This window comes from Cocleimonas flava (genome assembly GCF_004339015.1).
Taxonomy (GTDB): domain Bacteria; phylum Pseudomonadota; class Gammaproteobacteria; order Thiotrichales; family Thiotrichaceae; genus Cocleimonas; species Cocleimonas flava.
Genome location: NZ_SMFQ01000002.1, coordinates 169,816 through 192,512, shown reverse-complemented (window position 1 = coordinate 192,512; position 22,697 = coordinate 169,816). Strand labels below are relative to the sequence as shown.

The following is a 22,697-nucleotide window of genomic DNA, read 5'->3' as shown; positions in this document are numbered from 1 at the left end:
TCAAAACTATGACTAGTTTTTGATTCGTTTAAAGGCTCGTCTTTTAATCTCTTTACTTCCTTAACAAAACTGATTGTCTAAATATAGTCCTGTGATTTGATGTAGGTCGAGTGATCAAACCAGAAGCTACATTTGTATTGTGTGCGAAGATTTAAAACAGCAGCTTCATATTCAAAAAGAATGCTTCCAATCATCTTTCCGTTAATCTCTATAGTTTGATATTTATCAACTTATAAAGAGGAGCCGTTGATTTACATCAAGGAGGTGCTCCTTCTTTTAACCTCATACTACTCCTGAATTCAGACATACAAACTTATTGGAGTATAAAGTGAAACAAATGATGCAAATGAAAAGGAGAGATTTTTTACTTTCCGCGATTGCTGCTACATCAGCGGCCCTAGTAACTAGCTCTTCTGCCGTTGCTGAAGCACCCACCAAAATTGGTGAAATCGGTGTAGAAGCAAATGTTAAAGATTTGGAGAGAGTTTCTCAAAAACTTGTAAACCCTCCGTTTTTACCTGAGCACGACCAAGTCGCTAAAGGTGGACCAAAAGTGGTTCAGGTGGTGATGGATATCGAAGAAAAAGAGATTGAAATAAAGCCAGGAGTATTTGTTCAGGCGATGACATTCAATGGTACAAATCCTGGACCAATGATGGTTGTTCATGAAGGTGACTATCTTGAGTTAACGCTCAGAAATCCTCTAACTAATACGATGACACATAATATTGACTTCCATGCTTCAACGGGAGCATTAGGTGGAGGTGGGTTAACTCACGTTGCACCAGGTCAGCAAACAATTCTTCGTATTAAATGTGATAGACCAGGCGTATTTGTTTATCACTGTGCACCTGGTGGCATCATGATTCCTTATCATGTTGTAACAGGAATGTACGGTGCACTTTTAGTATTACCTCGCGATGGTTTGAAAGATAACAACGGAAAATCAGTTACCTACGACAAAGTTTATTATATCGGTGAACAGGGTTGGTACGTTCCTTTTGATGATAAGACAGGCAAATATAAGCGTTACAGTTCTCCAATAGCAGCAATGGGAGATACATTGAAAATCATGGAAGGATTGAATCCAACGCATATTACGTTTAATGGCAAAGTCGGTGCGTTAACTGGCGATAACGCGATGACAGCAAAAGTTGGAGAGACTGTTTTATTCCTTCATTCGCAAGCCAATGAAGATACACGTATCCATTTGATTGGCGGACATGGTGATCTGGTCTGGCCAGGTGGCTCGTTTAATAACACACCAACAGTAGACAGAGAAACATGGTCGATTCTTGGTGGTGAAGCAGGTGCAGCAATGTATACCTTCAAGCAGCCCGGTGTTTATGCCTATGTAAACCACAACTTAATTGAAGCGGTTATGTTGGGCGCCTTAGGTCATGTGTCTGTTGAAGGTGAATGGAATAATGATCTGATGGAGCAGGTACAAAAAGCAGGTCCTATTGTTTAATAGCAGCTTAGATTGATAGGAAATAGCCATGAAATTAACAAGCATCATTACCTTTATGGCACTCTTTTTGTCACTCTTTATGCCACTATTTATTCCTCAAGTTTTAGCGGGAGTTGCTCATGCAGCTCCCTCTAAAATAGAAGATCGTAGCGAATATAGTACGTCACTAAATACCATCGCCGTGGTGATTATGAATTGGTATGGAAGTTTGATTACTGATAATCAGGCTGAAGATAGACAATCTAGTTTCAACACTAAAAATACTGGAGATCAATGGAGTGATTATCGATCTCAATATCCTAAGAATATTTCTCAAATACTGATCACTAGTAATGACTTGCTCAAACTTGAAAACGACAATGGTTATCAGTTCAACGTTAAATCAAAATTTATACATAGCGTGAAAAATGAATTGCAGACGCAATTACTCGATGAAACCTTTGTGTTTAAAAACACTTTTCTGCTTAATGAAAATCAGCCTCTGATAAAAACCATCAGCAGAAATAAAAGTGAAACGATACAAAGCGCAGATACAGAAAACGCAGATACAAAAACTGTAGATACAAAAAAGGCAAAGACACATCAATACAATCGCTCGCATTACAAGGTGAGGGAGTTTACCTATGCATGGTTAGCCTATATTGATGGCGTGAAAATATTAAAACCCACAATGAATGGATCAGCGTGGTTAGATAAAGCGACATATTCACTGAATATGGGGTCGGATCATTCAGAAGATTCGATACCTTCAATATTAGTAAAAAGAAGGCAACTCCTTGCAAAGGGTGGTCACCTACTACGTTCTCTAGATATTAAAAATCAAGACAATGAATCAAATACTTTTGTTATTGATCTTATCCTCGAATGGAAAGGCACTAGCCCGAAAGGTAAGCCAGTAATTGCCCGAATTCATCAAGAAATTAAAGTACACATTAAAACCGATCAATCATGGGAAGTAATCTCAATCACTGAAGAACATCTACTTCCTGTAACCGCTCCATGGATGGGCTTGGTATGTTAAAGATAATCAAAAATTTAGTCATGGCTCTAATGATATTTGGCCCCTCTCAAATATCGTTGGCCAATCAAATGAGCTTGCCCATATTAAGTGGTGTAGGTGGGGATTTTACGGCTGTAGATAGTGATGGCAACAACGTAACGTTTGCAGACTATAAAGGCAAAACGGTTGTACTGGCCTTTGGTTATACCAATTGTGCAGATATCTGTCCGTTTACCTTAGGGTATTTGAAAAAGCTTTACAGTAACTTATCAAAAGAAGAACAAGAACAGAGTCGTTTTATCTTTGTAACGATTGATCCTGATTATGATACCCCTGAGCATTTAAAAGCATTTGTTCAATTTTTCAATAAAGATTTTATCGGTTTGTCAGGTTCAAACGAACAAATCAAACACATAACATCGTTGTATAAAGCCGAATATAGTGATCTTTCTGAAGGCAAAGTTGCCACCAAAGAAATTAGAAGAACAACCCCACAAAAAACCAGCGACACAAATGAAAAAGCGTCACTCTTTTCACACACTGTTGTGCTTTACCTTATAGATAAGGAGGGTTACACCAGAAGCTTGGAATACACAGGAACCCCCAGAGATGACTTTGCGCATAAAATAAGGATGTTAATCAATGAATAAAAATACGCGAATGATAGATGCGATCAAAAGACTTTTTTGGTTATTCGTTTTTGTAAGCTGTACGGTAAATGTAATGGCAGACAATAGTTCTACTATTTCTACACAGCAGCTGCGTGTGATTTTACCTCCCCCTGTTGCAACAAGCGCTGCGGCGTATGGAGTTATTGAAAATACTGGAAATGTTCAGGATACCCTCATCAACATCAGTTCTGATGCAGGCATGATTATGCTACATAAGTCAGAGATCATAGATGGCATGGCAAAAATGAATCATGTCGAAGATTATGTATTCGAGCCAGGGGCTCAGTTGATATTAAAACCGATGTCATATCATTTAATGTTTATGAATATTAACCATGATGTGATCAAACAAGACGGAGAGGTTTTAGTCACTCTGGAATTTGAAAAAGCCGGAAAATTAAAAATCAACGTTCCAGTTTCAGCTGAATGAGCGCTTGATATACCTCAAGGCTTTTACAGTGGAGTCCCACTAAGATGCACAAAGAACTTAAACTAAACCCACTTTGGAGTGATCAACAATGTCAAAAAAAATATTATTAGCAACTACCTTAATGCTTGTTATGAGTCCGAGTGTGTTCGCCGCTGATGGAGAGGCTTTGTATGCGTCTAAAGGTTGTCTGGCATGTCATGGTGCTGACGGTAAGAGCCCAATTGCGCCTGCGTATCCAAAGGTTGTAGGTCAAAGCAAGGAATACACAGAACAACAAATGAAAGATATTAAAAGCGGCGCGCGCAGTAATGGTCAATCAGCAGTCATGAAAGGCATTATGGCAGCTGTTACTGATGAAGAAATTAAGGCAATTGCTGAGTTTTTAGCTTCATCAAGTTAATAGAAAATAATTTTTCAAGGCATGCAATAGTGCCCGAATAAAAGCAGGGCGCTCAAGTTCTGCTTTTATTCAAACACACCCCCCTACTTATAGCCCCTTTTTTTGCAGTCTAACTTTCATATTTACGTATTAATTTCTCAACTCTGTACTAGAATTCTTGATAGAAGAAGATATTTGCAGTTAACAAAAATTGATTAATTCATTGAATAAATACGGGAGATTGTAAATGTGTGATTTAGACGGGTGTGGTGATCAGAGTCATCTACCAGAAATAAAAGTAAAACCAGAAGACAGACGTTTATTCTTAAAAGGGCTAGCGAGTTTACCGTTGGCATCAGTACTGGCCTTTCCTGAGCTATCTCAGGCAGCTGCGGCAAAGCTTGATAATGTATCGATTAAACTAGCAGATGGCACAGAAGTCAGTGCCGCAATCGCTTTACCCAAAGCAGAAAAAGCACCCACAGTCTTATTGATTCATGAGTGGTGGGGTTTAAATGATCAAATCAAAGCGGTCGCTGCCGAACTGGCAGAAATGGGTTATGTCGCTTTAGCAGTAGATTTATATGGCGGTAAAGTCGGAACAGATGCGCCATCAGCGAAAGCATTAATGTCAGCCGTTGATGGAGACAAGGCAACCGAAACCTTAGTGGGTTGGGTTGATTACCTTAAAAATCACAAACAATCTAATGGCAAAGTGGGCACCATGGGTTGGTGCTTCGGTGGCGGTTGGTCTGTGAACGCCTCAATCGCAACACCTGTCGATGCAACCATCGTTTACTACGGTTATGTCACCCAAAAAGCAGATCAACTTAAATCACTAAAAGGCCCAGTACTTGGCCACTTCGGTACTCAAGATCAAAACATCAATAAAGAAATGGTCGGAGGCTTCGAAGCTGAAATGGAAAAAGCAGGCAAGAAGGATTCATTATCAGTGAATTGGTACGACGCCAATCACGCTTTCGCAAATCCAACAGGTGCAAGATACGACGCTGAAGATGCTGCAACTGCATGGAAGAGGACTACTGAGTTTTTGAAAGCTAACCTTAGTTAGTATTCATTTAAACAACGAAGAAAAAGTGCCTCTAAGTAGGGGGGTGACTAAAATTAAGTCACCCCCCTATTTGAATGAGTTCTCGTTTTGTTTTTTAAAACGTTAGAACGAATTTATGCAAAAGCTTAGTTATAGCTCGACTGAAAGGAGATACTAGAACTTTGCGTGTATATAGGCCTTTTTTTAATTAGTCATCCTTTAAATCAAGCTTAATAAATTCCTGCCAAACTTCACTAGGCTCCCAGCTGGATACCATTGGGATAATCTCATCATCAGTTCGATGCATTACACTGCGTTGGTAGTGCTGCATAAAAGCTGAAATCCTATGGTTTAAAGCGCAGTGCACCCAGATTTTATCACCTTCTAAAATGCTCATTTGTTTAAGAAATAATTGGAGATGATCTATCGTTGGGGCATCAAACGGGACTGGAATATGAAAGTAGTTCATTCCTGCTTCTGCTACATAACTACCTTCTTCGGGTAAGGCATTATCTGAATCATGCATGGCAAGATTTATTACGTGCTGAAAACCGGCATCCGCAATAACTTCGAATTCGAAAGGGGTAGGTTGGCCTGACGTGCTGATAACATCAGAAATCTGGATGAAGTTAAAAATGTCTTTAGTAGTCATTTTCACGTTACTCCATTAAAAAGTGCCGATAAGCAAGGGTGGCTTTATTTAAATATATTAAAGAAAGGCGAGTATCAGGTTTTAATCAACAATTCTTTCAATAGAATCTTCGACTTTCGCTGAAAATTATACAGCGCCTTTTTCTGATCAGGTAAATCTTCAACCTCGCCGGGTTCAAACCCACGCTCTTTAAACCAGTCTATCGATTGGGTTGTCAAAACCAGCAACTGACTGAGTTTTCGATTCATCGCTTCCTGACTAATGCGCTTCAGCAGTCTGTCGCCACGTTCTCCGCCTTTATAATCTGGGTGAACGGCAAGGCAGGCGAGTTCGCCCATATTGGTATTTGCGATTAAATATAAGGCTGCGCAGGCGATGATTTTTCCATCGCGTTCTATGACGCTGAATTTATCGATTTCTAGTTCCAGCTGTTCGCGAGAACGTTTGATTAGGGCACCTTTTAATTCCAGCGGTTCGATCACATCGATAATTCCGCTGACGTCTTCGATTTTTGCTTGACGGATATTTTCATACTGGCTGGCGTTAAACATGGTGCCGATACCATCGCGTGTATAAATCTCTAACAACAAACCATCTTTGGTTTCGGTGCTGACCAGATGGACGCGTTCAACGCCATCATTCATTGCGGCTTTAATGTGGTTGAGCAAACGACTTTGCTCCGGATTCGCTTCGATAAAACTATCCAGTTGTTGCAAGTCTATATCGAGTGTAGGGGTTGCCGCATCCGCATGGATAAAGATCAGTTTGTCAGCCTGTAAGGATTTTGCGGCAAAACTTGCCACATCTTCATAGCGTAGATTGAACGCTTCTCCAGACGGTGAAAACCCGAGTGATGACAATAAAACGATACTTCCTGCAGCGGTTAATTGTTTGATCAGCTTGGCGTTGATTTTTCTTACCGTTCCGGTGTGTTGAAAATCAGTACCGTTATGAATTCCTAACGGTTGTGCCGTAATAAAATTACCCGATAGCACACCCAGGCTTTCATTCACCACAGGTGGCATGCTCAGTGCATGGCTCAACTGGTTTTCTATCTCAACGCGCAATGCGCCAATGGCTTCTTTGGCTGTTTGCAGAGTGACGCTATCAGTCACGCGCATATCATCAACCACTTGAATATCATGATCGAGTGCTTGAAGATGTCTATCGACTTGCGGACGTGCGCCGTGAACCAAAACAATTTGAGTGCCAAGCGCTGACAGGATCGCGATATCTTTAATGAGTTGTGAAAATTTCTCGTTCTCGATAACCTCACCGGCAAAGGCGATGACAAAAATTTTGCCACGATGTTTGTGGATGTAAGGTGCCGCTTCCCTGAGGAAGTCGATGCGCGAGTTATTCATAAAAGTTAACGTTGCTGTTCATTATTTGCTTATCGATTTCGTATTTATCTACGTTTTATTTTCACATTCAAAAACCACTGAAAGCATTTTCTATCCAGTCGATTTTCGGGTTATCGTTTATATTATCGCCTTCTATAGCAACCACGTCAAAACGCATAGACGATTGGGGCGCATTCTGCTGCTGATAGGCAAGGGCGGCTTTAATGATTCGTTGCTGTTTTTTTGGTGTGACACTGGCGGCAGCTCCACCAAAATCTGCATTTTTACGGTAGCGCACTTCTATGAAAACCAGTGTCTCATCGGAGTTGCTATTATTGCCGGTTCTAGCATCTAACATAATCAAATCAACCTCACCCGCAGGTGTATTGAAATTCTGCTGTTTGAGAATCAGCCCTTTTTTAAGCAAATAGTCACAGGCGATCTCTTCCGCCAGATTGCCTTTTTTGCGTTTAGCCGTCAGTTGCTTTTTAGCAGGATTAGTTACACCAGATTTCAGCGACTTTAACTTATTCAACTGCTTCGCAAATAAAGATAATTGCTTTGGCATTAGCGTGTCATTAATTGCTTATTGGCGTATTGATACACCTAACCGCCAAATGGCATCGCCACGCCTTTATTGAATCGCGCTAAACCGGATTTACGATGGAAGCTTCCATCTTTCTCAAGGCTAATCGTTCCTGTTTTGCCACTAACAGTACTGCCGTAGGCTTTAAGAGATTCAGTGCTTGATGAAAGCTTGTAAGCGTCCATACCCATCGCATACAAACGCGGGAAGGCGCTAGATGCAGAATTTTGACGACTTGCGCTATCCAGTACCCAAGGCGTTTCGGTGAAGACTAAACCTTCCAGAACAGAGTCTTTATCCGTGTCTGGCAAACCGCTGTATACATGCGATGTTGCGTAAACAGGCAATGCGCGAATCTTCTGGCGTAAATCAGGGTATAAACGTCTTATTTGAGTCGGAGATGCAGCCACCAAAATCGCATCAAGTTCGTTTTCGCGTGCGCCGATACTCTCTGCGGGTTTTGCATAGCTAATCGCGCTATTGCGGAAGCTTTCACTCATCACAACCTTGCCTTGTTTCTCAATCGTCGCTCTGCGCATTGCATCGTGTAGGCGATTACCCCAGTCAGAATCTGGCGTTAAGATAGCTACGCGTTGTAAACCTTTACTCATCGCATAATCCACAATCTGTCTCGCTTCATCTTCGGGTGATAAGCCAAACTGGTATAAATTGCCAGATGTATTCTGTAAGCCTTCGACGTAATTCAAGCCAATCGTAGGCACAGGAATCGTGCTTCTCGATAAGCTGCTCAATGCAGGTTTAATGAATGGTCCTATGACCGTTTGAGCGCCGCCATTTAATGCCGTTCTGTAAATGCCATCAATGCTGCCACTTGCCGTATTCAGCACTTTTAATTCGCTGTTGTTAGGGTTCAACTTGTGCGCATCCTGAATCCCGCTCAACAAGGTTTTACCGATTCCAGAAAGATTGCCGGTTAACGGTAAAAGCACCGCGATTTGTTTTTTAGAGCTGCTTGATTGACTTGGTTTAGCAGCGGCAACAGTGCTATTCGTTGTGCTTGTTGTAGCATCAGTCTGGTAGGGCGTAACCGTCGTTGATGGCACAACATTCAACAACTCAATCGCTTTACTTTTACCGGGGTGATTCGGATTTTGTTGTAACCATTTAGCCGTATCACCACGCAGAGACGTCTTAGCACTCGCAGTATTGCTCTTTGAAATTTTTCCAAGCTTCGCCAGCGTCAACCAGCTTTTGAGTACAGGATGATTGATTCTGCCGATGCCTTCATCCAGCTGAAAATTAGGGATTTGTTGCGCATGATTCCAGATACGATCGTGATTAAGATCAATCTGATGCTGCTCTTTAAGGCTAGACTCTTGCAGCACTAACTCTTGCACCAATGCCAGTTTGTCACCGCTCGATTGCGCCGCACTCATACGCGCATTCAAGATTTTAGTGCCAAGCTCCATCGGCAAGGTATTCACACGCTGTGGCAGAATGCGTAATGTCTCGCGGTAGTTATTATCATTTAACGCAAGCTGTGCCTGGGTAAAGCGGAAACGCGCCTGATTTTCAGCGTTTAAATTCGCGTAATTAACCGGAGCTAAATAGCGTTGTGTCAGTGGCGTATCTTTTAATACCGCTGCAAGTTCAGCGGCTTGTAAAATCAGTCTTTCGCGCTCTGGCGAACGGTAATTATTAGATGCTTCAAAATAAGCCGCCGCCGCTTCACGTTTTTTACCCTGAGTTAAAAAAGCATTCGCACGACCAATATCCTGACCCGCAGGCAAAGAGTAATTATCAGCTCGGGGTGAAGGTAATTGCGGTACAATATTTGGTAACGAGGCACAGCCTCCTAGAACCACAACGGCAAAAAGTAATGAGACTGGTAACAAGCTCAGTTTCTTGGTTTTAGCCAATTTGCATTTCATAATAAATCCCCATTTATATGCTTTATTTAGTTTGTATTTTTTAGCGTGTACATTACTTGCTTAGCACTTTGATTTTAGCTAGCACGTTTTTAAAAATGTACAATATTTACCCAATTTCAAGTAAGAATATCATTAATGACAACAAAAAACACAGACACGAACAGCGGAATTTTATATATTGTAGCGACCCCCATTGGTAACCTGGGTGATATTACACATCGCGCTATCGAGACTTTAAAAAAGGTCGATAAAGTCTGTGCTGAAGACACCCGAAATACGCGTAAGTTACTCACGCATTTCGGCATTCAAGCCGATCTGCAAGCACTGCATGATCATAATGAACAACACAAAATTGCACAGATTAAAAACTGGTTAGATGCAGGTGAGAACATCGCGCTCGTAAGCGACGCAGGGACACCACTGATAAGTGATCCCGGTTATCACTTGGTAAATGAGTTGGGCTCAGAGAATTACAGAATAGAACCCATCCCGGGTGCGAGTGCCATAATCACCGCACTTTCAATCGCAGGCTTACCTACAGATCGCTTCACCTTCGAAGGCTTTCTACCGGCTAAATCAGTTGGCAGAAACAAAGCATTACAAGCCAATGCCAAAGAAACCCGCACTCAGGTGTATTACGAATCCAGCCATAGAATCGACGACACCATCGCAGCCATGCACACCATCTTTGGCGCAGAGAGAAAAGTCGTACTAGCGCGCGAATTAACCAAACTATACGAACAAGTATTCCGTGGTGACTTAGAAGGTTTGCTGGATTGGATAAATGCAGACCCTATGCATCAAAAAGGCGAATTTGTGTTAATGGTCGATGGACACGAAGAAGAAACCGACAGCGATGCAATTAATAGTTCGAGTGAAGAATTACTCACCATATTGCTGGATGAATTACCAGTTAAACAGGCCGCTGCAATAGCGTCGAAGATAACGGGTAGAAAGAAGAATGAGTTGTATCGTATGGCGATGGAGTTGAAAGGTAAGTAATAAATAGCCTATAAGTAGGGGGGGGACCTATTCAATTTTCTCAATAGGTCACCCCCCCACCTTTTAGGCACTTCTTTATAACAAATAAATAAATAGTGAAAATAGAAAAAAACCTGACATACTTATGTAATTTAATACTTATGGACTGCTTTAGTAAGACAATAAACAGGGAGTAAACCTAATAAAAGTATTGAAAAACGGAAATGGATTTTCTTATAGACAGTTATATGTTTTTTCGTGAACCAAGGCAATTATGGATAGTAAGATCAAAGTAATAGAAAAACTAGTTGAAGTTGGAGAAGAGTTTACTGAGAAGAACTTTTGTTATCCAAATGAATCTTATCCAGGTGAATTTGGAGGGGATGATACTCCAGAGTGGTTAGAATGGAAAACTAGAGTTAAAAACATAATAGATAGATCAATGGCAAGTGATTCTCCAGCGGTGAAACTAGCATATAAAGCTGTCAATATTGGTACTTCTGGAAATTATTTTGTGAAATTTGAAGAAGTTAAATCATCTTTATTAGCAGCTTTAGATAATACGAAAAGTGCACTTATCGAAGATCTATATGGTGAACTGAAGTTAGAAGAGAGTGAAAACTCTTCTCCTGCTTTATCGAACAAAGTATTCATTGTTCATGGTCATGATTCTCAGTTGAAAGCAGATGTTGAACGATTTATCCATGAAATTGGTTTGGAACCAGTGGTTTTACATAGACAAGCTGATAACGGTAATACTGTTATAGAAAAGTTCGAAGAGAACAGTGATGTTGGGTTTGCTTTTATACTTTTAACTCCAGATGAAATATCAATGACTACAGATCAAATAGATGTTGATGAGGATTCTAGAATTACTGAATATCGAGCTAGACCAAATGTTATTTTTGAATTTGGCTATTTTATAGGTAAATTGGGGCGCTCTAGAGTTTGTTGTCTTCATAAAGGTGAGGTTTCCATTCCAAGTGATCTTGCTGGGCTTGTATACAAAAAAGTAGATGACTCAATCGATGCACAAGGTTATGCAATTATTAAAGAACTTAAAAGTGCAGGTTACGATATTCGAGTTTAATAATAATCAATAAGAACTTTTAATCTAAAGCTATCTAAGAAATAGAGCATCGACAATACTATCGGTATTTAATTACTAGTAATCTAATAAAGTTCGTCGTATTTTTTTAGAAACCTCCATGGATATTCTTGATAGGTTCGTTTGATTAACTGCTTTATGTTAAGGAGTGTTCGCAAGATGTATTATAAATATCGCGGAATCAGTGAATGGACTGAGAATTTTCTTATTAAAAAAGAAATATGGGCGGCTAAACCAAGTTCTTTAAATGACCCATTTGAATGTGATATACCAGCATTTACTGATGCTCAATTAAAAGGCCATATCGACAAAATAAAAACTAATCAACTCACTGGATTTGTTATGGCTGCTAATCAAAGTCATGTAAGCGGTGAAAGTTTTTTTAGTATTCAAGGAAGATCAATAAAGTTACTACTAAATAAAATAAAGAAAGCAAAAACTTTAGATAAAAAATACAAAGTTGCGAATAATTTTTACCATAGTATTGGGCATAATGGATTTAGTGACCCTAAAGGACAGACTAATTCCCTTTTTAAGTTTTTAGATAAGGTTGGGATATTTAGTCTTTCTGAAGACCCTCTTAATATGCTTATGTGGTCTCATTATGGAGAAGACCATAAAGGACTTGCATACGGGTTTGATGCCAATGAAGGTTCTGATTTATCTAATGAAGAGTATTTCCAGCCAGTGAAGTACTCAGATCAAGCGTTAAAAGTTGATTTATCAAAAGGTCTTAAGAACGCACTAGATTATTATATAGATGAATATGGTCAGACAAAGTTAAAAAACCGTATCGAAATAAATGATTCTCAAATTCAATCGGTACTATTCACAAAAACTAATGATTGGAGGTATGAAAAAGAATGGAGATACATGAGAGAAAAATTTGGAACATACCCCTTGCCAGGAAAGTTGTCGAGAATAGTGTTTGGTTTGAAATGTATACCGAAAGACATAGAGAGGTATAAATTTTTATGCAAAAAGCATATTGATAATAAAGTTGTTTTTTATCAGGTTGTTAGAGTTGAAGGAGGTACTACTTTAGATTTAAAAGAAGTCTAAGGGGAGGAGACTAATACAATCAATAGTCACCCCCCCTACTTATGAGTACTTTTTTTGAAATTTCTTATTTAGCCAACTGCCGAGCCAAAGTATCCATCATCTGTCCCGCGCCATTCAGTGACCAGCCACCGTCAACAGGTAATACCACGCCACTGATGTAGCTTGCCATTGGTGATGATAAGAACATCGCTGCATTGGCGATATCGTCTGCAGTGCCTAGTTCTTGTAACGGTACTGAATGCTTTACGGCATCAATCATTTTTTCAGAAGGGGCTAATCGCGCCATGCCTTCTGTGTTTTGAATCGGACCAGGTACGATTGAATTGACTCTGATTTTTTCTGCGCCCCATTCCATCGCAAGAACGCGCGTTAGCATATCAACGCCTGCTTTGGCGGCACATACGTGGGATTGTAATTGCATTGGTACAAATGCTTGTGGCGCTGAGATATTAACGACTGATGCCCCAGGCTTTTTCAAGTGAGGGTAGGCTGCACGTAATACGTGGTAGCTACCAAGCAGGTCAATGTCGACTACTGATTTAAAGGCGTTGGGTGACATATCGCTGGCTTTTGCGGGAAAGTTACCTGCCGCACCGGATATCAATACATCAATTTTACCAAACAGTTTTTCGGTTTCTGCAAGTGCGTTTGCAACGGCATCGTAATCGCGTACATCGGCTGAAAAGCCTAATGCCTTAGTGCCATAACTCTGGAGTTTTTCAACGGCTGCATTGACCTTGTCTTCTGATCGGCTCATTACAGCGACATTTGCACCGCAAGCTGCGAAGTTTTCCGCAATACCAAAATTGATGCCACTGGTGCCACCAGCAACGAATACGGTTTTATCAATAAACTTTAGAGGGTTGGTCATAGTTAGCCTTTTTAAACGTTTTTGTTAAACGAAGAGAATACAGCGAATTGAATGCTTATATGAATAAACTATAAATGAATAAACACAAAGTAAGCATGAATAAAAAAACAGAAATAAAAAACAAAGTGGCGAGGTTCGGCAAGAAGAAAATCCCCCCCGCCACTTTGCGTGTTACGCTTTTTACTAATTAGTGTTCTTATGTAGGTATATCTTTATATCCGAATTTGTTGAGAGAAAAATGAGCGTAATTTTCTACCTTCTTCATAAAAGCGAGCAGAATAGTATGACTATTTTGCGAGTTTTTAAGGAGAAGGTAGGAGATTCAAGCCATTTTAATCCAAAAACAATTTAGCAACGTTCGAACAGCCCTGCCGCTCCCATTCCTGTTCCAATACACATAGAAACCATGCCATGTGATCCGCCAGTGCGTTGCAAACCATGAACCATAGTCGCGGTACGCACTGCGCCAGTTGCCCCCAAAGGATGTCCCCATGCGATTGCGCCACCAAGTGGGTTTACTTTACTTGGGTCTAGGTTAACTTCTTGCATTACCGCAAGTGCTTGAGCTGCGAATGCTTCGTTAAGCTCGATCCAGTCAACGCTATTTAAGCTAACGCCTGTTTGCTTGAGTAGTTTTGGAATCGCTTCTTTCGGCCCGATACCCATAATTTCTGGTGGAACACCTGCAACGGAGTAACCTACGAAACGTGCTAGTGGCTCTAGGCCAAGCTCTTTCATTTTAGATTCGCTCATCAGTACCACTGCGCCTGCGCCATCACTCATCTGTGAGCTGTTACCTGCCGTTACACTGCCTTCTGCAGCAAATACAGGACGTAGCTTTGCAAGACCTTCAAGCGTACTGCCTGCACGTGGTCCTTCGTCTGCAGATACCATTTTCTTGATAATTTGTACGGTACCATCAGCGCCCGGTACGTGTTGTTGTACTTCAAACGGCAGTATCTCTGCATTGAAGTGGCCAGCTTCTTGAGCGGCTAGTGCTTTCAAATGGCTGTTTAGTGCGAATTCATCTTGCGCTTCACGGCTAACTTTCCATTTCTTTGCGACGTTTTCTGCGGTGATTCCCATGCCGTAGGCAATCGCAACATCATCGTTCTCAAAGATTGCTGGGTTCATTGAAACCTTGTGGCCCATCATCGGCACGATGCTCATTGATTCCAGACCGCCTGCGATGACGATATCCGCTTCGCCCAAACGAATCTGATCTGCTGCATTCGCAACACTTTGAAGTCCCGATGCACAAAAACGGTTGACGGTGTAACCCGGTACGCTTTCAGGTAATCCCGCAAGTAATCCTGCGATCCGTGCGACGTTGAGACCTTGCTCTGCTTCTGGCATTGCACAACCGATAACGAGGTCATCGATTTGTTGCCCTTTTAATCCGCCACAATCTTCGATTGCGCCTTTTAATACATGAACCAGTAAATCATCTGGTCGAGTTGTGCTAAAAACACCACGTGGCGCTTTACCAACTGGGGTTCTTCTTGCAGCAACGATATATGCTTGTTCTGTCATTTTTAATATCTTCCTATCTTATTAGCCTCCCTACTTATTCGATCACTAAAAAAAGTGCCTATAAGTAGGGGGGGTGTCATTTTTATTAATGAGTATGCTTTACAGTTGCATTTTTAGTTACGTAGCGGCTTGCCAGTATCTAGCATGTGCTTAACACGTTTATGCGTTTTAAGGTTCTTGATTAGACTACGGAAACCTTCGCGCTCTTTGCGTAAATACCATTCTTCAGTCAGTGGTGTGCCAGTATCAACATCACCGCCACATAATGCTTCTGCCACTTTTACGCCGATTTCCATATCGTAATCAGAGATAAACTGACCCGCGTGCATATTCGTCATCGCTGCTTTGATATTGGCAATGGCGCCACGACCTGCTGCTGTAATCGGTAGCTCTGGCTGTGGTCTGTAGTTTGCTGCATCTAATGCGCGAACTTGAGCTAGTGCAGTGTGAAGCACTTCGTCTTTGTTCATCACAATGATGTCGGTTTCACGTAAGAAGCCGAAGTCTTTTGCCTGATGTGCGCTGGTCGCAACCTTACCCATGCCGATAACTTCGAACGCATTTTTGATGCCTTCAAATACATCACCGCCTTTGGCTGCAATGCTGGCGCGTCGTGCGAATTCCATGCAACCACTCGCTGCAGGGATTAAACCAACACCGACTTCAACTAAACCGATATAACTTTCTAATGCGACTACTGCACGGTCGGTTTGCATCATCATTTCGCAACCACCACCCAGTGTTAGTCCTTGAACACCTGAAACGACAGGTACATTAGATTTACGCAGGCGACATAATGTAGCCTGGAATTTCGCTAATAACTCATCCAGACCATTATTGCCTGGGAGCATGCTTTTCATGGCAACGGGCATAAATGACTTAAGGTCAGCACCTGCGCTGAATGGCGCATCTGGATGCCAGATAACCATGCCGCGTAATTGCTTTTCACTGATATCAAGCGCTTGATTTAAGCTTTCTAAAACAGGATCGCTGATGGTGTGCATTTTAGTTTTGAAACTAATAACACCGATATCATCATCCGTAAGCCAGAAGTGGCACGCATCGTTTTCGAAGATAGTTTTTTGTTCTGGCTTCTTTGCTCCAACGACACTTTCTGGCCAGCGCTGACGTTTGTATACATCTAGAGACGATGGTGCTTTATAAGCATTAGCGCTCGCAGACCATGAGCCTTCTTCGTTGTGTATCGCATCGATTTCAGAAACCCAATTTGGAAGAGGGAGGTCACAAGGAGTTTTGCCTGCTGCGATGTCTTCTTTGATCATGCCTGCAACTTTATTCCAGCCTGCAGACTGCCAGATTTCAAAAGGTCCTTGTTTCCAGCCGAAGCCCCAACGAATTGCCATGTCGATATCGCGTGCGTTATCGGCAATGTCTTCTAATAAGTGCGCACAGTAATGCATTGCATCACGGTGAATACACCAAAGGAATTCTGCGTGTGGATCATTAATACTGCGTAGGTTTGCAAGTCTGTCCGGGTTTTTGAAATCTTTAACAGCTTTTTCAACTTTACCCGGAATTTTCACTTTACGTTTGCGGTACGAACCATCTTTAGGTTCGAATACGAGAATGTCTTTACCTTCTTTCTTGTAAACACCTTTTCTGGTTTTTGAGCCCAGTGCGCCATTTTCAACTAACGTATCCATCCATGCGGGTACTTTGAAAAGGTCAGCCCAAGGATCGTCTTTTAGGTTATCAACTACGCCATTAATAACGTGACGTAGTGTGTCTAAACCAACAACGTCGGCTGTACGTAGGGTTGCACTTTTAGGACGGCCGATTTTCGCGCCTGTAAGTTCATCAACTGTTTCAAAGTTAATGCCCAAACGTTCTGCGTGATAAAGCGTGACTAAAATTGAGAATACACCGATACGGTTCGCGATAAAGTTAGTGGTGTCTTTAGCACGAACCACGCCTTTACCTAATGTACTAACCAGGAATGCTTCAACATTATCCATTACATCCGCACGTGTGCCCGGATGGCCGATGATTTCAACCAAAGGCATATAACGTGGTGGGTTAAAGAAGTGAATGCCGAGGAACTGATCTTTAAACTGATCTGGAACACCTTCTGCCAATAACTCTATGGAGATACCCGAAGTGTTACTCGCAAGAATGGTATTCTCATTCAGATGCGGAACAAGCTTCTTGTAAAGATCAATTTTCCAGTCAGCGCGTTCTGCGATAACTTCGATAATTAAATCACAATCATCTAGTTTGTCTAGATCGTCATCGTAGTTACAAGCCGTCAGTAATTTGCTTAAACGGCCTAGAGCAAGTGGCTCTGGCTTTTGTTTGGCAAGTGCTTTTATCGCACCGGTCGCTGTCGCACTTTTGTCTTTACCTTCAGCAGGTAGATCGAATAGTAATGCTGGTATTCCTGCATTTGCAAAATGTGCTGCAATCTGAGCGCCCATGACGCCTGCGCCAAGAATAGCGGCTTTCTTTATAACTGGTATCTTGTTAATCAACTTGATATCCGAAAAGGCAATCTCTGCCATGATTTAATTTCTCCTAATTGTTTTCTTTAACTACTATTTATTTATTACAATTTTTCTTGTTTTAAAAAACAGCCTGTAAGTAGGGGGGTGACTTTTTAATGTTCTTTATCACCGATTACACTGGTTTTTTTATTGAGCGCTTCTGTTTTACGAAGCGCTCAATGTTAAGCCATTAAACTGCTTTTTTAAGAGCTGCTTTCTTGGCTCTTGGTTTTTTGTAAGCAACACGAATTAATTCAGACTCGTCAAAGTCATCTACGTTCACAACGCCCATCACATCCGCGTAATGATTGCTTAGTTGCTCAGCTTCCTGGGCCGTAATAACAGCTTGTTTAACAGCTGCATCTAATAACTCCTGGCCAAAGGTTTTAGGCAGAGTGCCGTCTTTAATAGCGGTTTTGAGTTTTGCCTGTAACGGTTGTAACTCAAGACTATCAAGGAATACCTTATTTGCCTGTGCCAGTGGGTTCAGCTCTTCAAGCTCCATATATAGTCCGTCAGTTAAACGATCTCTTGATGCATTGTTAGTGCTGATTACTTCTACCACTTTCTTTTCAAGGTTATCAGTTGGTGCTTTGAAGCCTCCGCCAATCGGGAAAGCTGCTTTCTTAACCATGAATGCGACAGCGCGGTTCGGGAAGTTAGCCATTAATTCATCAAAAGCTATCTGGTATTCATGTAACAGGTGATCTAAAGACCACTGAACAATCGGCCATTCTTCTTCATTATACCCAGTATCTTTGTGATGCTTGAGTACCATACTCGCGAGGAATAAGGTGCTGAGTAAATCGCCTAAACGTGCAGATAGGTTTTCTTTGAACTTAAGCTTAGCGCCAAGACTTAGCATTGATGCATCAGCAGCTAAAGCGAAGATGCCACTTAAGCGATTGATATGCTTGTAGTAAGGATCAGCGTTTTTGTTTTCTTTAATACTCGCGCCAGGGAAGCCTAAGCCAAGTACTAAAGAGCGAGCGAAGTTTGTCGCGCCATAACCAATATGCGATGACAGAACTGTATCAAACTTCTTCAATGTCTCCTGATTGTCTTCTGCATGTGCTAATTCCATTTCATCTAATACATAAGGATGAGAGCGGATTGCACCTTGACCAAAGATCATTAGGTTACGCGTAAGAATGTTTGCACCTTCTACCGTAATCGCAACCGGTACTGATTCGTATAATGAAGAGATATAGTTACCCGGACCTTTCATTACAGCCTTGCCACCGTGAATATCCATTGCGTCGATCACACATTGACGTGCCATTTCTGTACAGTGATATTTAAGTATGGCCGAAGGTACGCTTGGCTTGTTGCCATCAACGATTGATTGAATCGTCTGAATACTTGCTGCTTCAATGATGTACGTTAAACCAGCCATGCGTGCGAGGGGCTTTTGTACGCCTTCGAACTTAGCGATGTTAACGCCAAACTGACTACGTAGGTTGGCATAAGAGCTAGTACCTAAAGTACAACGCTTGCTGATAACCTGACCTGTTGTCGGTAATGTCACTGCACGGCCTACTGATAAACAGTTAACCAGCATACGCCAGCCTTTACCGGCCATTTCCTTGCCACCGATAATAGAATCGAGTGGTACAAACAGATCTTCACCCTTTATAGGACCGTTTAAGAACGCATCGCCAATTGGTAAGTGTCTACGGCCAATTTCTAAGCCTGGAGTAGAGCGTGGGATTAGGGCACAAGTAATACCGTAGTCTTCTGTATCACCAATTAATCCATCAGGATCTTGTAAGCGGAAAGCCAAACCAATCAATGTAGCGATTGGCGCTAATGTAATGTAACGCTTAGAGAAATTAAGTTTGATACCTAATACTTGTTCACCTTCATGCTCGCCCATACAAACCACACCAGTATCAGAAATCGATGTTGCATCTGACCCAGCGGTTGGACTTGTTAGCGCGAAACATGGGATTTCTTTACCGCTAGCTAAACGTGGTAGGTAATATTCTTTTTGCTCTTCTGTACCGTATTTAATTAATAGCTCACCAGGACCTAATGAATTAGGTACGCCTACTAGGTAACTAATACCACTGCCTGTGTTGCTGAGCTTAAGTAGAACTCTAGACTGTGCTACTGCAGAGAAATCAAGACCGCCGTATTTTTTTGGAATAATCATCCCAAGGAAGCCATTATCGAGTACGTACTGGATGATCTCATCCGGGATGATGCTCCAGTCGTGGTTGATCTTCCATGCATTAGACATGCGTGACAATTCATTTACTGGGCCATCCAGGAAAGCCTGTTCTTCTTCTGATAACTCTGGTTTTGCTGCACTCAGTAAGCTATTCCAGTTTGGCTTGCCACTAAAGAGTTCACCGTCCCACCATACAGTTCCAGCATCAATAGCTTCTTGTTCCGTTTCTGAAATTGGCGGCAATATTTTACGTACCATTGATAGCATCGGAGCCGAGATCAACTTAGTGCGTACACCCGGAAGAGAGAAAACCAAAGTAGCTGCGGTTATCAATGCAAAAAGCACGGTTAAAATGCCACTCGCACTACTAACAAGTGTGATCAGTGTTAATACTGCACCAAGGATACTTGTATACATAATACGGTCACCGCGATATGCGATGGCTACAAAACCTGCAACAGCAATGAGAATAAGAAAAAGATTTAACATATTAAAAAATCCTGATTTAAGTTTTTATTGTTGAACTCTATCTCATCAAATTAAAAATAGAGCGAGCGTTCGCTTTTTATTAAAGACTGTAGTATGCTTTTTGTCAAGAACATTTCTATAATCGTTTTGTTTCTAGATCATTTTTTATTATTTATAACAATAGGGTTTTAATACGTGTCATCGACATCTCCTGAAATACAGCAACATACCTTTACTACATTTAAAGAGTTTGAAGAGCACTTTGAATATAAAGGTGATCGTCTATACTCAATGATCTTTGAAAGAAATAAGGACAAAATTAAGGTCAGTAAAGAGAAGTTTGCGATACGTAATTTGCAAAAAATCTTTAATGCGACTTTTTTGATATCACCAAAAATTGGTTTTCATGCCATGTCACTTAGAGACCTTTCTGCTGAAACAGGTTTGAGCATGGGAGGACTTTATTCCAGTATTTCAAGCAAAGATGCTATAGCTATTATAGTAAAAGATGTGGTTGCTTTCATTTGTGAAGATATCGTTGAAGAGTCGCGGGAGCAGGAAGACCCTATGGAAGCCCTAAGAGTGCTTGTGAAAGGTTATCTCTATGCATCGACGATTATGCAGGCGTGGTTTAATTTCCTGTATTTCGAAACAAAATGTCTGCCGCAAATAGATCAGGAAGAATCAAAGAACCTAGAGTTAGCCCAAGTAGGGGAGCTGGATAAATTAATATCTAAATTATCTCCTGATTTACAGGCTTGTCACAAATCTGGTTTTGTTGCGACGATGGCGCTTTCGATGATTCAGGAACGTTATCTAAAGCCGTGGAAATATCATAATGCCGAGCAGACGGTTGATGAGTATGCGGATAGCTGTTTGCAGCTAATTTATAGAGCGGCTTGTCTTGAGGAAGTCTCTCCCTGCAAGACGGTAATAGCTGAGGTCTAATTTATCTTGAATCTGTCTAACATTTATCGTTACTTTTGTTTGTACTTTGTTACACTGCGCGCGTGAGTTGACCGAGCAATCGCGCTTCAGGCTAGTCCTGAATCGAGGAAAGTCCGGGCTCCATAGGGTAGGACGCCAGATAACGTCTGGGCAGCGCAAGCTGACGGCTAGTGCAGCAGAGAGAAGACCGCCTTATTATCTTCGGGTAGTGAGGTAAGGGTGAAAGGGTGCGGTAAGAGCGCACCGCACAACTGGTAACAGTTTGTGGCAAGGTAAACCCCGTCCGGAGCAAGATCAAATAGGGATGCAATAGGTGTGTACCCGCACTGCATCCGGGTAGATCGCTTGAGGTGTGCGGCGACGTATCATCCAGATGAATGATTGTTCACGACAGAACCCGGCTTATAGGTCAACTCACACTTTTATCTGTTCTTATACCCGTTCGGGTTGTTAAATTAATATTGAAATCAATATCTTGAGAGCTTGAGTGTAGAGACAAATCTTTACACTTAAAGTAGTTGATTGTTTGCAATTAGTTTTCTTGAAATATTGCTGTATTCTTTTACGTTTCTTTTAAGTTATTGTTATTAAACAAGAATTACCTTTTGTCGTTATTTGGCATGGTTAATGCTTATAGTGAGTTATGCATCAAAGTCGATGTTACTCATTGTAAGGAGATGGTTATGCTCGCTAGCTATGCGTTGGACCCAGATGAAACCTTGCTGTTAAATTTGACGGAAACATTGCTCGGTCGTGACTACGATCAGCAGACAATCCTGTGTCAAAATATAGGAATTAAAAGACGACTGTCTAACTTAACGTTCCTTTATTCGGAAGTTGCTCCAGATAAACCCTCTCTTGATTGCTCTTCTTCTCCCAAAATCATACAGCCTAGTGAGCCGTATCTGGATATGGTGGTTTATGGCTCTGTAGGTTCCAGCATTATTGGGATACTCCCTGAAAGAATATCTGGCATGCTGAGAAAAGGTTGGTCATATAGTTCGCGTTTGGAATTACTCTGGGGAGCCTTTTCAAATCTAAATGAAGGGGCTGGCGGTAATTCTGTTGCCTGTCTTCCTGAAATTAGTGATCAGATAGAAGGTAATGAGGACTTCGGTTTGTCTGAAGCGCTCAGGCCAATAGGATTAAAGTATCAGAAAATTGATGGCAACTTATTGTTGTGTAATCCCGCTTATTGTCCGTTTTTAATTGTTGAACCTGGTATGTCGCAGCAGGAGTTTAATCATCTTGAGTGTTACTTAAGAAATGGGGGGAATTTGCTTATCAGCGCGGATAACGTCGTTTTCGAAGAGAGCGCTAGCGCGAATCACGGTTCGAATGCAGGTATTACAGAAGATAAAAAGTGTTTGAATTTTATAATAAATAGTAAAGCTCTCTAATCAATCAAAAATTATGTACTTTCAGATATCTAATGATCTAGATATCCGGGTAAAACTCACCCTAAATATCATCAATATCGCTTTTTGGCGAACAAAAAAGATACACTCTTAATGTAATATCTAGAATCTCCTTTGTATCTATCTAATTAAGAAAATTAATCCAATCTATCTTGTGTC

19 protein-coding genes and 1 other RNA gene are annotated in these 22,697 nt (G+C 41.3%); 12 read left to right on the top strand and 8 right to left on the bottom strand.

The features are described from left to right. The first annotated feature begins 337 nt into the window (after window positions 1-337). The 6 genes from nirK (at window position 338) to EV695_RS00860 (ending at window position 5,023) form a co-directional block, all read left to right on the top strand. On the top strand, window positions 338-1,471 hold the full coding sequence (gene nirK, locus EV695_RS00885; RefSeq protein ID WP_207906915.1) for a copper-containing nitrite reductase: 1,134 nt from the start codon (window positions 338-340) through the stop codon (window positions 1,469-1,471). Between the two features lie 28 nt (window positions 1,472-1,499). Continuing rightward, the gene (locus EV695_RS00880; protein WP_131904038.1) at window positions 1,500-2,492 is read left to right on the top strand and encodes a hypothetical protein; all 993 of its coding nucleotides are present in this window, start codon (window positions 1,500-1,502) and stop codon (window positions 2,490-2,492) included. Next, on the top strand, window positions 2,486-3,121 hold the full coding sequence (locus tag EV695_RS00875; protein WP_165874588.1) for an SCO family protein: 636 nt from the start codon (window positions 2,486-2,488) through the stop codon (window positions 3,119-3,121). The genes EV695_RS00880 and EV695_RS00875 overlap by 7 nt, the downstream gene beginning before the upstream one ends. Window positions 3,122-3,194: 73 nt before the next feature. Then, window positions 3,195-3,572, top strand: coding sequence for a copper chaperone PCu(A)C (locus EV695_RS00870; protein ID WP_207906914.1), 378 nt, complete (start codon window positions 3,195-3,197; stop codon window positions 3,570-3,572). An 88-nt stretch (window positions 3,573-3,660) separates the two neighbouring features. Then, on the top strand, window positions 3,661-3,972 hold the full coding sequence (locus EV695_RS00865; RefSeq protein ID WP_131904035.1) for a c-type cytochrome: 312 nt from the start codon (window positions 3,661-3,663) through the stop codon (window positions 3,970-3,972). 226 nt (window positions 3,973-4,198) lie between these two features. Next, the gene (locus EV695_RS00860) at window positions 4,199-5,023 is read left to right on the top strand and encodes a dienelactone hydrolase family protein (protein ID WP_131904034.1); all 825 of its coding nucleotides are present in this window, start codon (window positions 4,199-4,201) and stop codon (window positions 5,021-5,023) included. Between the two features lie 187 nt (window positions 5,024-5,210). On the opposite strand, the gene EV695_RS00855 is transcribed toward EV695_RS00860, so the two are convergent. The 4 genes from EV695_RS00855 to EV695_RS00840 all read right to left on the bottom strand — a co-directional run bounded on the left by EV695_RS00855 (window position 5,211) and on the right by EV695_RS00840 (window position 9,475). Further along, on the bottom strand, window positions 5,211-5,654 hold the full coding sequence (locus EV695_RS00855) for a protein tyrosine phosphatase family protein (RefSeq protein ID WP_131904033.1): 444 nt from the start codon (window positions 5,652-5,654) through the stop codon (window positions 5,211-5,213). A gap of 74 nt (window positions 5,655-5,728) precedes the next feature. Then, window positions 5,729-7,018 carry an amino-acid N-acetyltransferase gene (gene argA / locus EV695_RS00850; RefSeq protein ID WP_131904032.1) on the bottom strand — a complete coding sequence of 430 codons (1,290 nt, stop codon included), beginning with the start codon at window positions 7,016-7,018 and terminating at the stop codon, window positions 5,729-5,731. A gap of 67 nt (window positions 7,019-7,085) precedes the next feature. Next, complete coding sequence (locus EV695_RS00845) at window positions 7,086-7,565, bottom strand: YraN family protein (RefSeq protein ID WP_131904031.1); 480 nt, start codon at window positions 7,563-7,565, stop codon at window positions 7,086-7,088. A gap of 38 nt (window positions 7,566-7,603) precedes the next feature. Beyond that, complete coding sequence (locus EV695_RS00840; RefSeq protein ID WP_131904030.1) at window positions 7,604-9,475, bottom strand: penicillin-binding protein activator; 1,872 nt, start codon at window positions 9,473-9,475, stop codon at window positions 7,604-7,606. Between the two features lie 135 nt (window positions 9,476-9,610). Here EV695_RS00840 and rsmI point away from each other — a divergent pair, with 135 nt between their 5' ends. The 3 genes from rsmI to EV695_RS00825 all read left to right on the top strand — a co-directional run bounded on the left by rsmI (window position 9,611) and on the right by EV695_RS00825 (window position 12,626). Further along, window positions 9,611-10,477 carry a 16S rRNA (cytidine(1402)-2'-O)-methyltransferase gene (rsmI, locus tag EV695_RS00835; protein WP_131904029.1) on the top strand — a complete coding sequence of 289 codons (867 nt, stop codon included), beginning with the start codon at window positions 9,611-9,613 and terminating at the stop codon, window positions 10,475-10,477. Between the two features lie 253 nt (window positions 10,478-10,730). Continuing rightward, window positions 10,731-11,546: a TIR domain-containing protein gene (locus EV695_RS00830; protein WP_131904028.1), complete on the top strand. Its 816-nt coding sequence runs from the start codon at window positions 10,731-10,733 to the stop codon at window positions 11,544-11,546. Window positions 11,547-11,723: 177 nt separating this feature from the next. Then, window positions 11,724-12,626 carry a DUF2971 domain-containing protein gene (locus tag EV695_RS00825; RefSeq protein ID WP_165874587.1) on the top strand — a complete coding sequence of 301 codons (903 nt, stop codon included), beginning with the start codon at window positions 11,724-11,726 and terminating at the stop codon, window positions 12,624-12,626. Between the two features lie 64 nt (window positions 12,627-12,690). Here EV695_RS00825 and EV695_RS00820 read toward each other — a convergent pair whose 3' ends face one another. The 4 genes from EV695_RS00820 to EV695_RS00805 all read right to left on the bottom strand — a co-directional run bounded on the left by EV695_RS00820 (window position 12,691) and on the right by EV695_RS00805 (window position 20,193). Further along, entirely contained in the window at window positions 12,691-13,497 is an 807-nt protein-coding gene (locus EV695_RS00820; protein ID WP_131904026.1) for an SDR family oxidoreductase, read from the bottom strand. Between the two features lie 348 nt (window positions 13,498-13,845). Continuing rightward, window positions 13,846-15,030, bottom strand: a complete 1,185-nt coding sequence (locus EV695_RS00815) for an acetyl-CoA C-acyltransferase (protein WP_207906913.1) — start codon at window positions 15,028-15,030, stop codon at window positions 13,846-13,848. 113 nt (window positions 15,031-15,143) lie between these two features. After that, entirely contained in the window at window positions 15,144-17,549 is a 2,406-nt protein-coding gene (locus EV695_RS00810; RefSeq protein WP_131904024.1) for a 3-hydroxyacyl-CoA dehydrogenase/enoyl-CoA hydratase family protein, read from the bottom strand. Window positions 17,550-17,721: 172 nt separating this feature from the next. Then, complete coding sequence (locus EV695_RS00805) at window positions 17,722-20,193, bottom strand: acyl-CoA dehydrogenase (protein WP_131904023.1); 2,472 nt, start codon at window positions 20,191-20,193, stop codon at window positions 17,722-17,724. A 174-nt stretch (window positions 20,194-20,367) separates the two neighbouring features. Between EV695_RS00805 and EV695_RS00800 the strand changes: the two genes are divergently transcribed. The 3 genes from EV695_RS00800 (at window position 20,368) to EV695_RS00790 (ending at window position 22,520) form a co-directional block, all read left to right on the top strand. Then, window positions 20,368-21,120 (top strand): TetR/AcrR family transcriptional regulator, encoded by a 753-nt coding sequence (locus tag EV695_RS00800; RefSeq protein ID WP_131904022.1) that lies wholly within the window; start codon window positions 20,368-20,370, stop codon window positions 21,118-21,120. 63 nt (window positions 21,121-21,183) lie between these two features. Then, window positions 21,184-21,541: RNase P RNA component class A (gene rnpB, locus EV695_RS00795), an RNA gene on the top strand. 262 nt (window positions 21,542-21,803) lie between these two features. Further along, window positions 21,804-22,520: a hypothetical protein gene (locus EV695_RS00790; RefSeq protein WP_131904021.1), complete on the top strand. Its 717-nt coding sequence runs from the start codon at window positions 21,804-21,806 to the stop codon at window positions 22,518-22,520. The last annotated feature ends 177 nt before the right edge of the window (window positions 22,521-22,697 follow it).

Coding starts and splice junctions, on each gene's coding strand:
- nirK (WP_207906915.1), top strand. CDS start 338: ATGATGCAAATGAAAAGGAGAGATTTTTTACTTTCCGCGATTGCTGCT.
- EV695_RS00880 (WP_131904038.1), top strand. CDS start 1,500: ATGAAATTAACAAGCATCATTACCTTTATGGCACTCTTTTTGTCACTC.
- EV695_RS00875 (WP_165874588.1), top strand. CDS start 2,486: ATGTTAAAGATAATCAAAAATTTAGTCATGGCTCTAATGATATTTGGC.
- EV695_RS00870 (WP_207906914.1), top strand. CDS start 3,195: ATGGCAGACAATAGTTCTACTATTTCTACACAGCAGCTGCGTGTGATT.
- EV695_RS00865 (WP_131904035.1), top strand. CDS start 3,661: ATGTCAAAAAAAATATTATTAGCAACTACCTTAATGCTTGTTATGAGT.
- EV695_RS00860 (WP_131904034.1), top strand. CDS start 4,199: ATGTGTGATTTAGACGGGTGTGGTGATCAGAGTCATCTACCAGAAATA.
- EV695_RS00855 (WP_131904033.1), bottom strand. CDS start 5,654: ATGACTACTAAAGACATTTTTAACTTCATCCAGATTTCTGATGTTATC.
- argA (WP_131904032.1), bottom strand. CDS start 7,018: ATGAATAACTCGCGCATCGACTTCCTCAGGGAAGCGGCACCTTACATC.
- EV695_RS00845 (WP_131904031.1), bottom strand. CDS start 7,565: ATGCCAAAGCAATTATCTTTATTTGCGAAGCAGTTGAATAAGTTAAAG.
- EV695_RS00840 (WP_131904030.1), bottom strand. CDS start 9,475: ATGAAATGCAAATTGGCTAAAACCAAGAAACTGAGCTTGTTACCAGTC.
- rsmI (WP_131904029.1), top strand. CDS start 9,611: ATGACAACAAAAAACACAGACACGAACAGCGGAATTTTATATATTGTA.
- EV695_RS00830 (WP_131904028.1), top strand. CDS start 10,731: ATGGATAGTAAGATCAAAGTAATAGAAAAACTAGTTGAAGTTGGAGAA.
- EV695_RS00825 (WP_165874587.1), top strand. CDS start 11,724: ATGTATTATAAATATCGCGGAATCAGTGAATGGACTGAGAATTTTCTT.
- EV695_RS00820 (WP_131904026.1), bottom strand. CDS start 13,497: ATGACCAACCCTCTAAAGTTTATTGATAAAACCGTATTCGTTGCTGGT.
- EV695_RS00815 (WP_207906913.1), bottom strand. CDS start 15,030: ATGACAGAACAAGCATATATCGTTGCTGCAAGAAGAACCCCAGTTGGT.
- EV695_RS00810 (WP_131904024.1), bottom strand. CDS start 17,549: ATGGCAGAGATTGCCTTTTCGGATATCAAGTTGATTAACAAGATACCA.
- EV695_RS00805 (WP_131904023.1), bottom strand. CDS start 20,193: ATGTTAAATCTTTTTCTTATTCTCATTGCTGTTGCAGGTTTTGTAGCC.
- EV695_RS00790 (WP_131904021.1), top strand. CDS start 21,804: ATGCTCGCTAGCTATGCGTTGGACCCAGATGAAACCTTGCTGTTAAAT.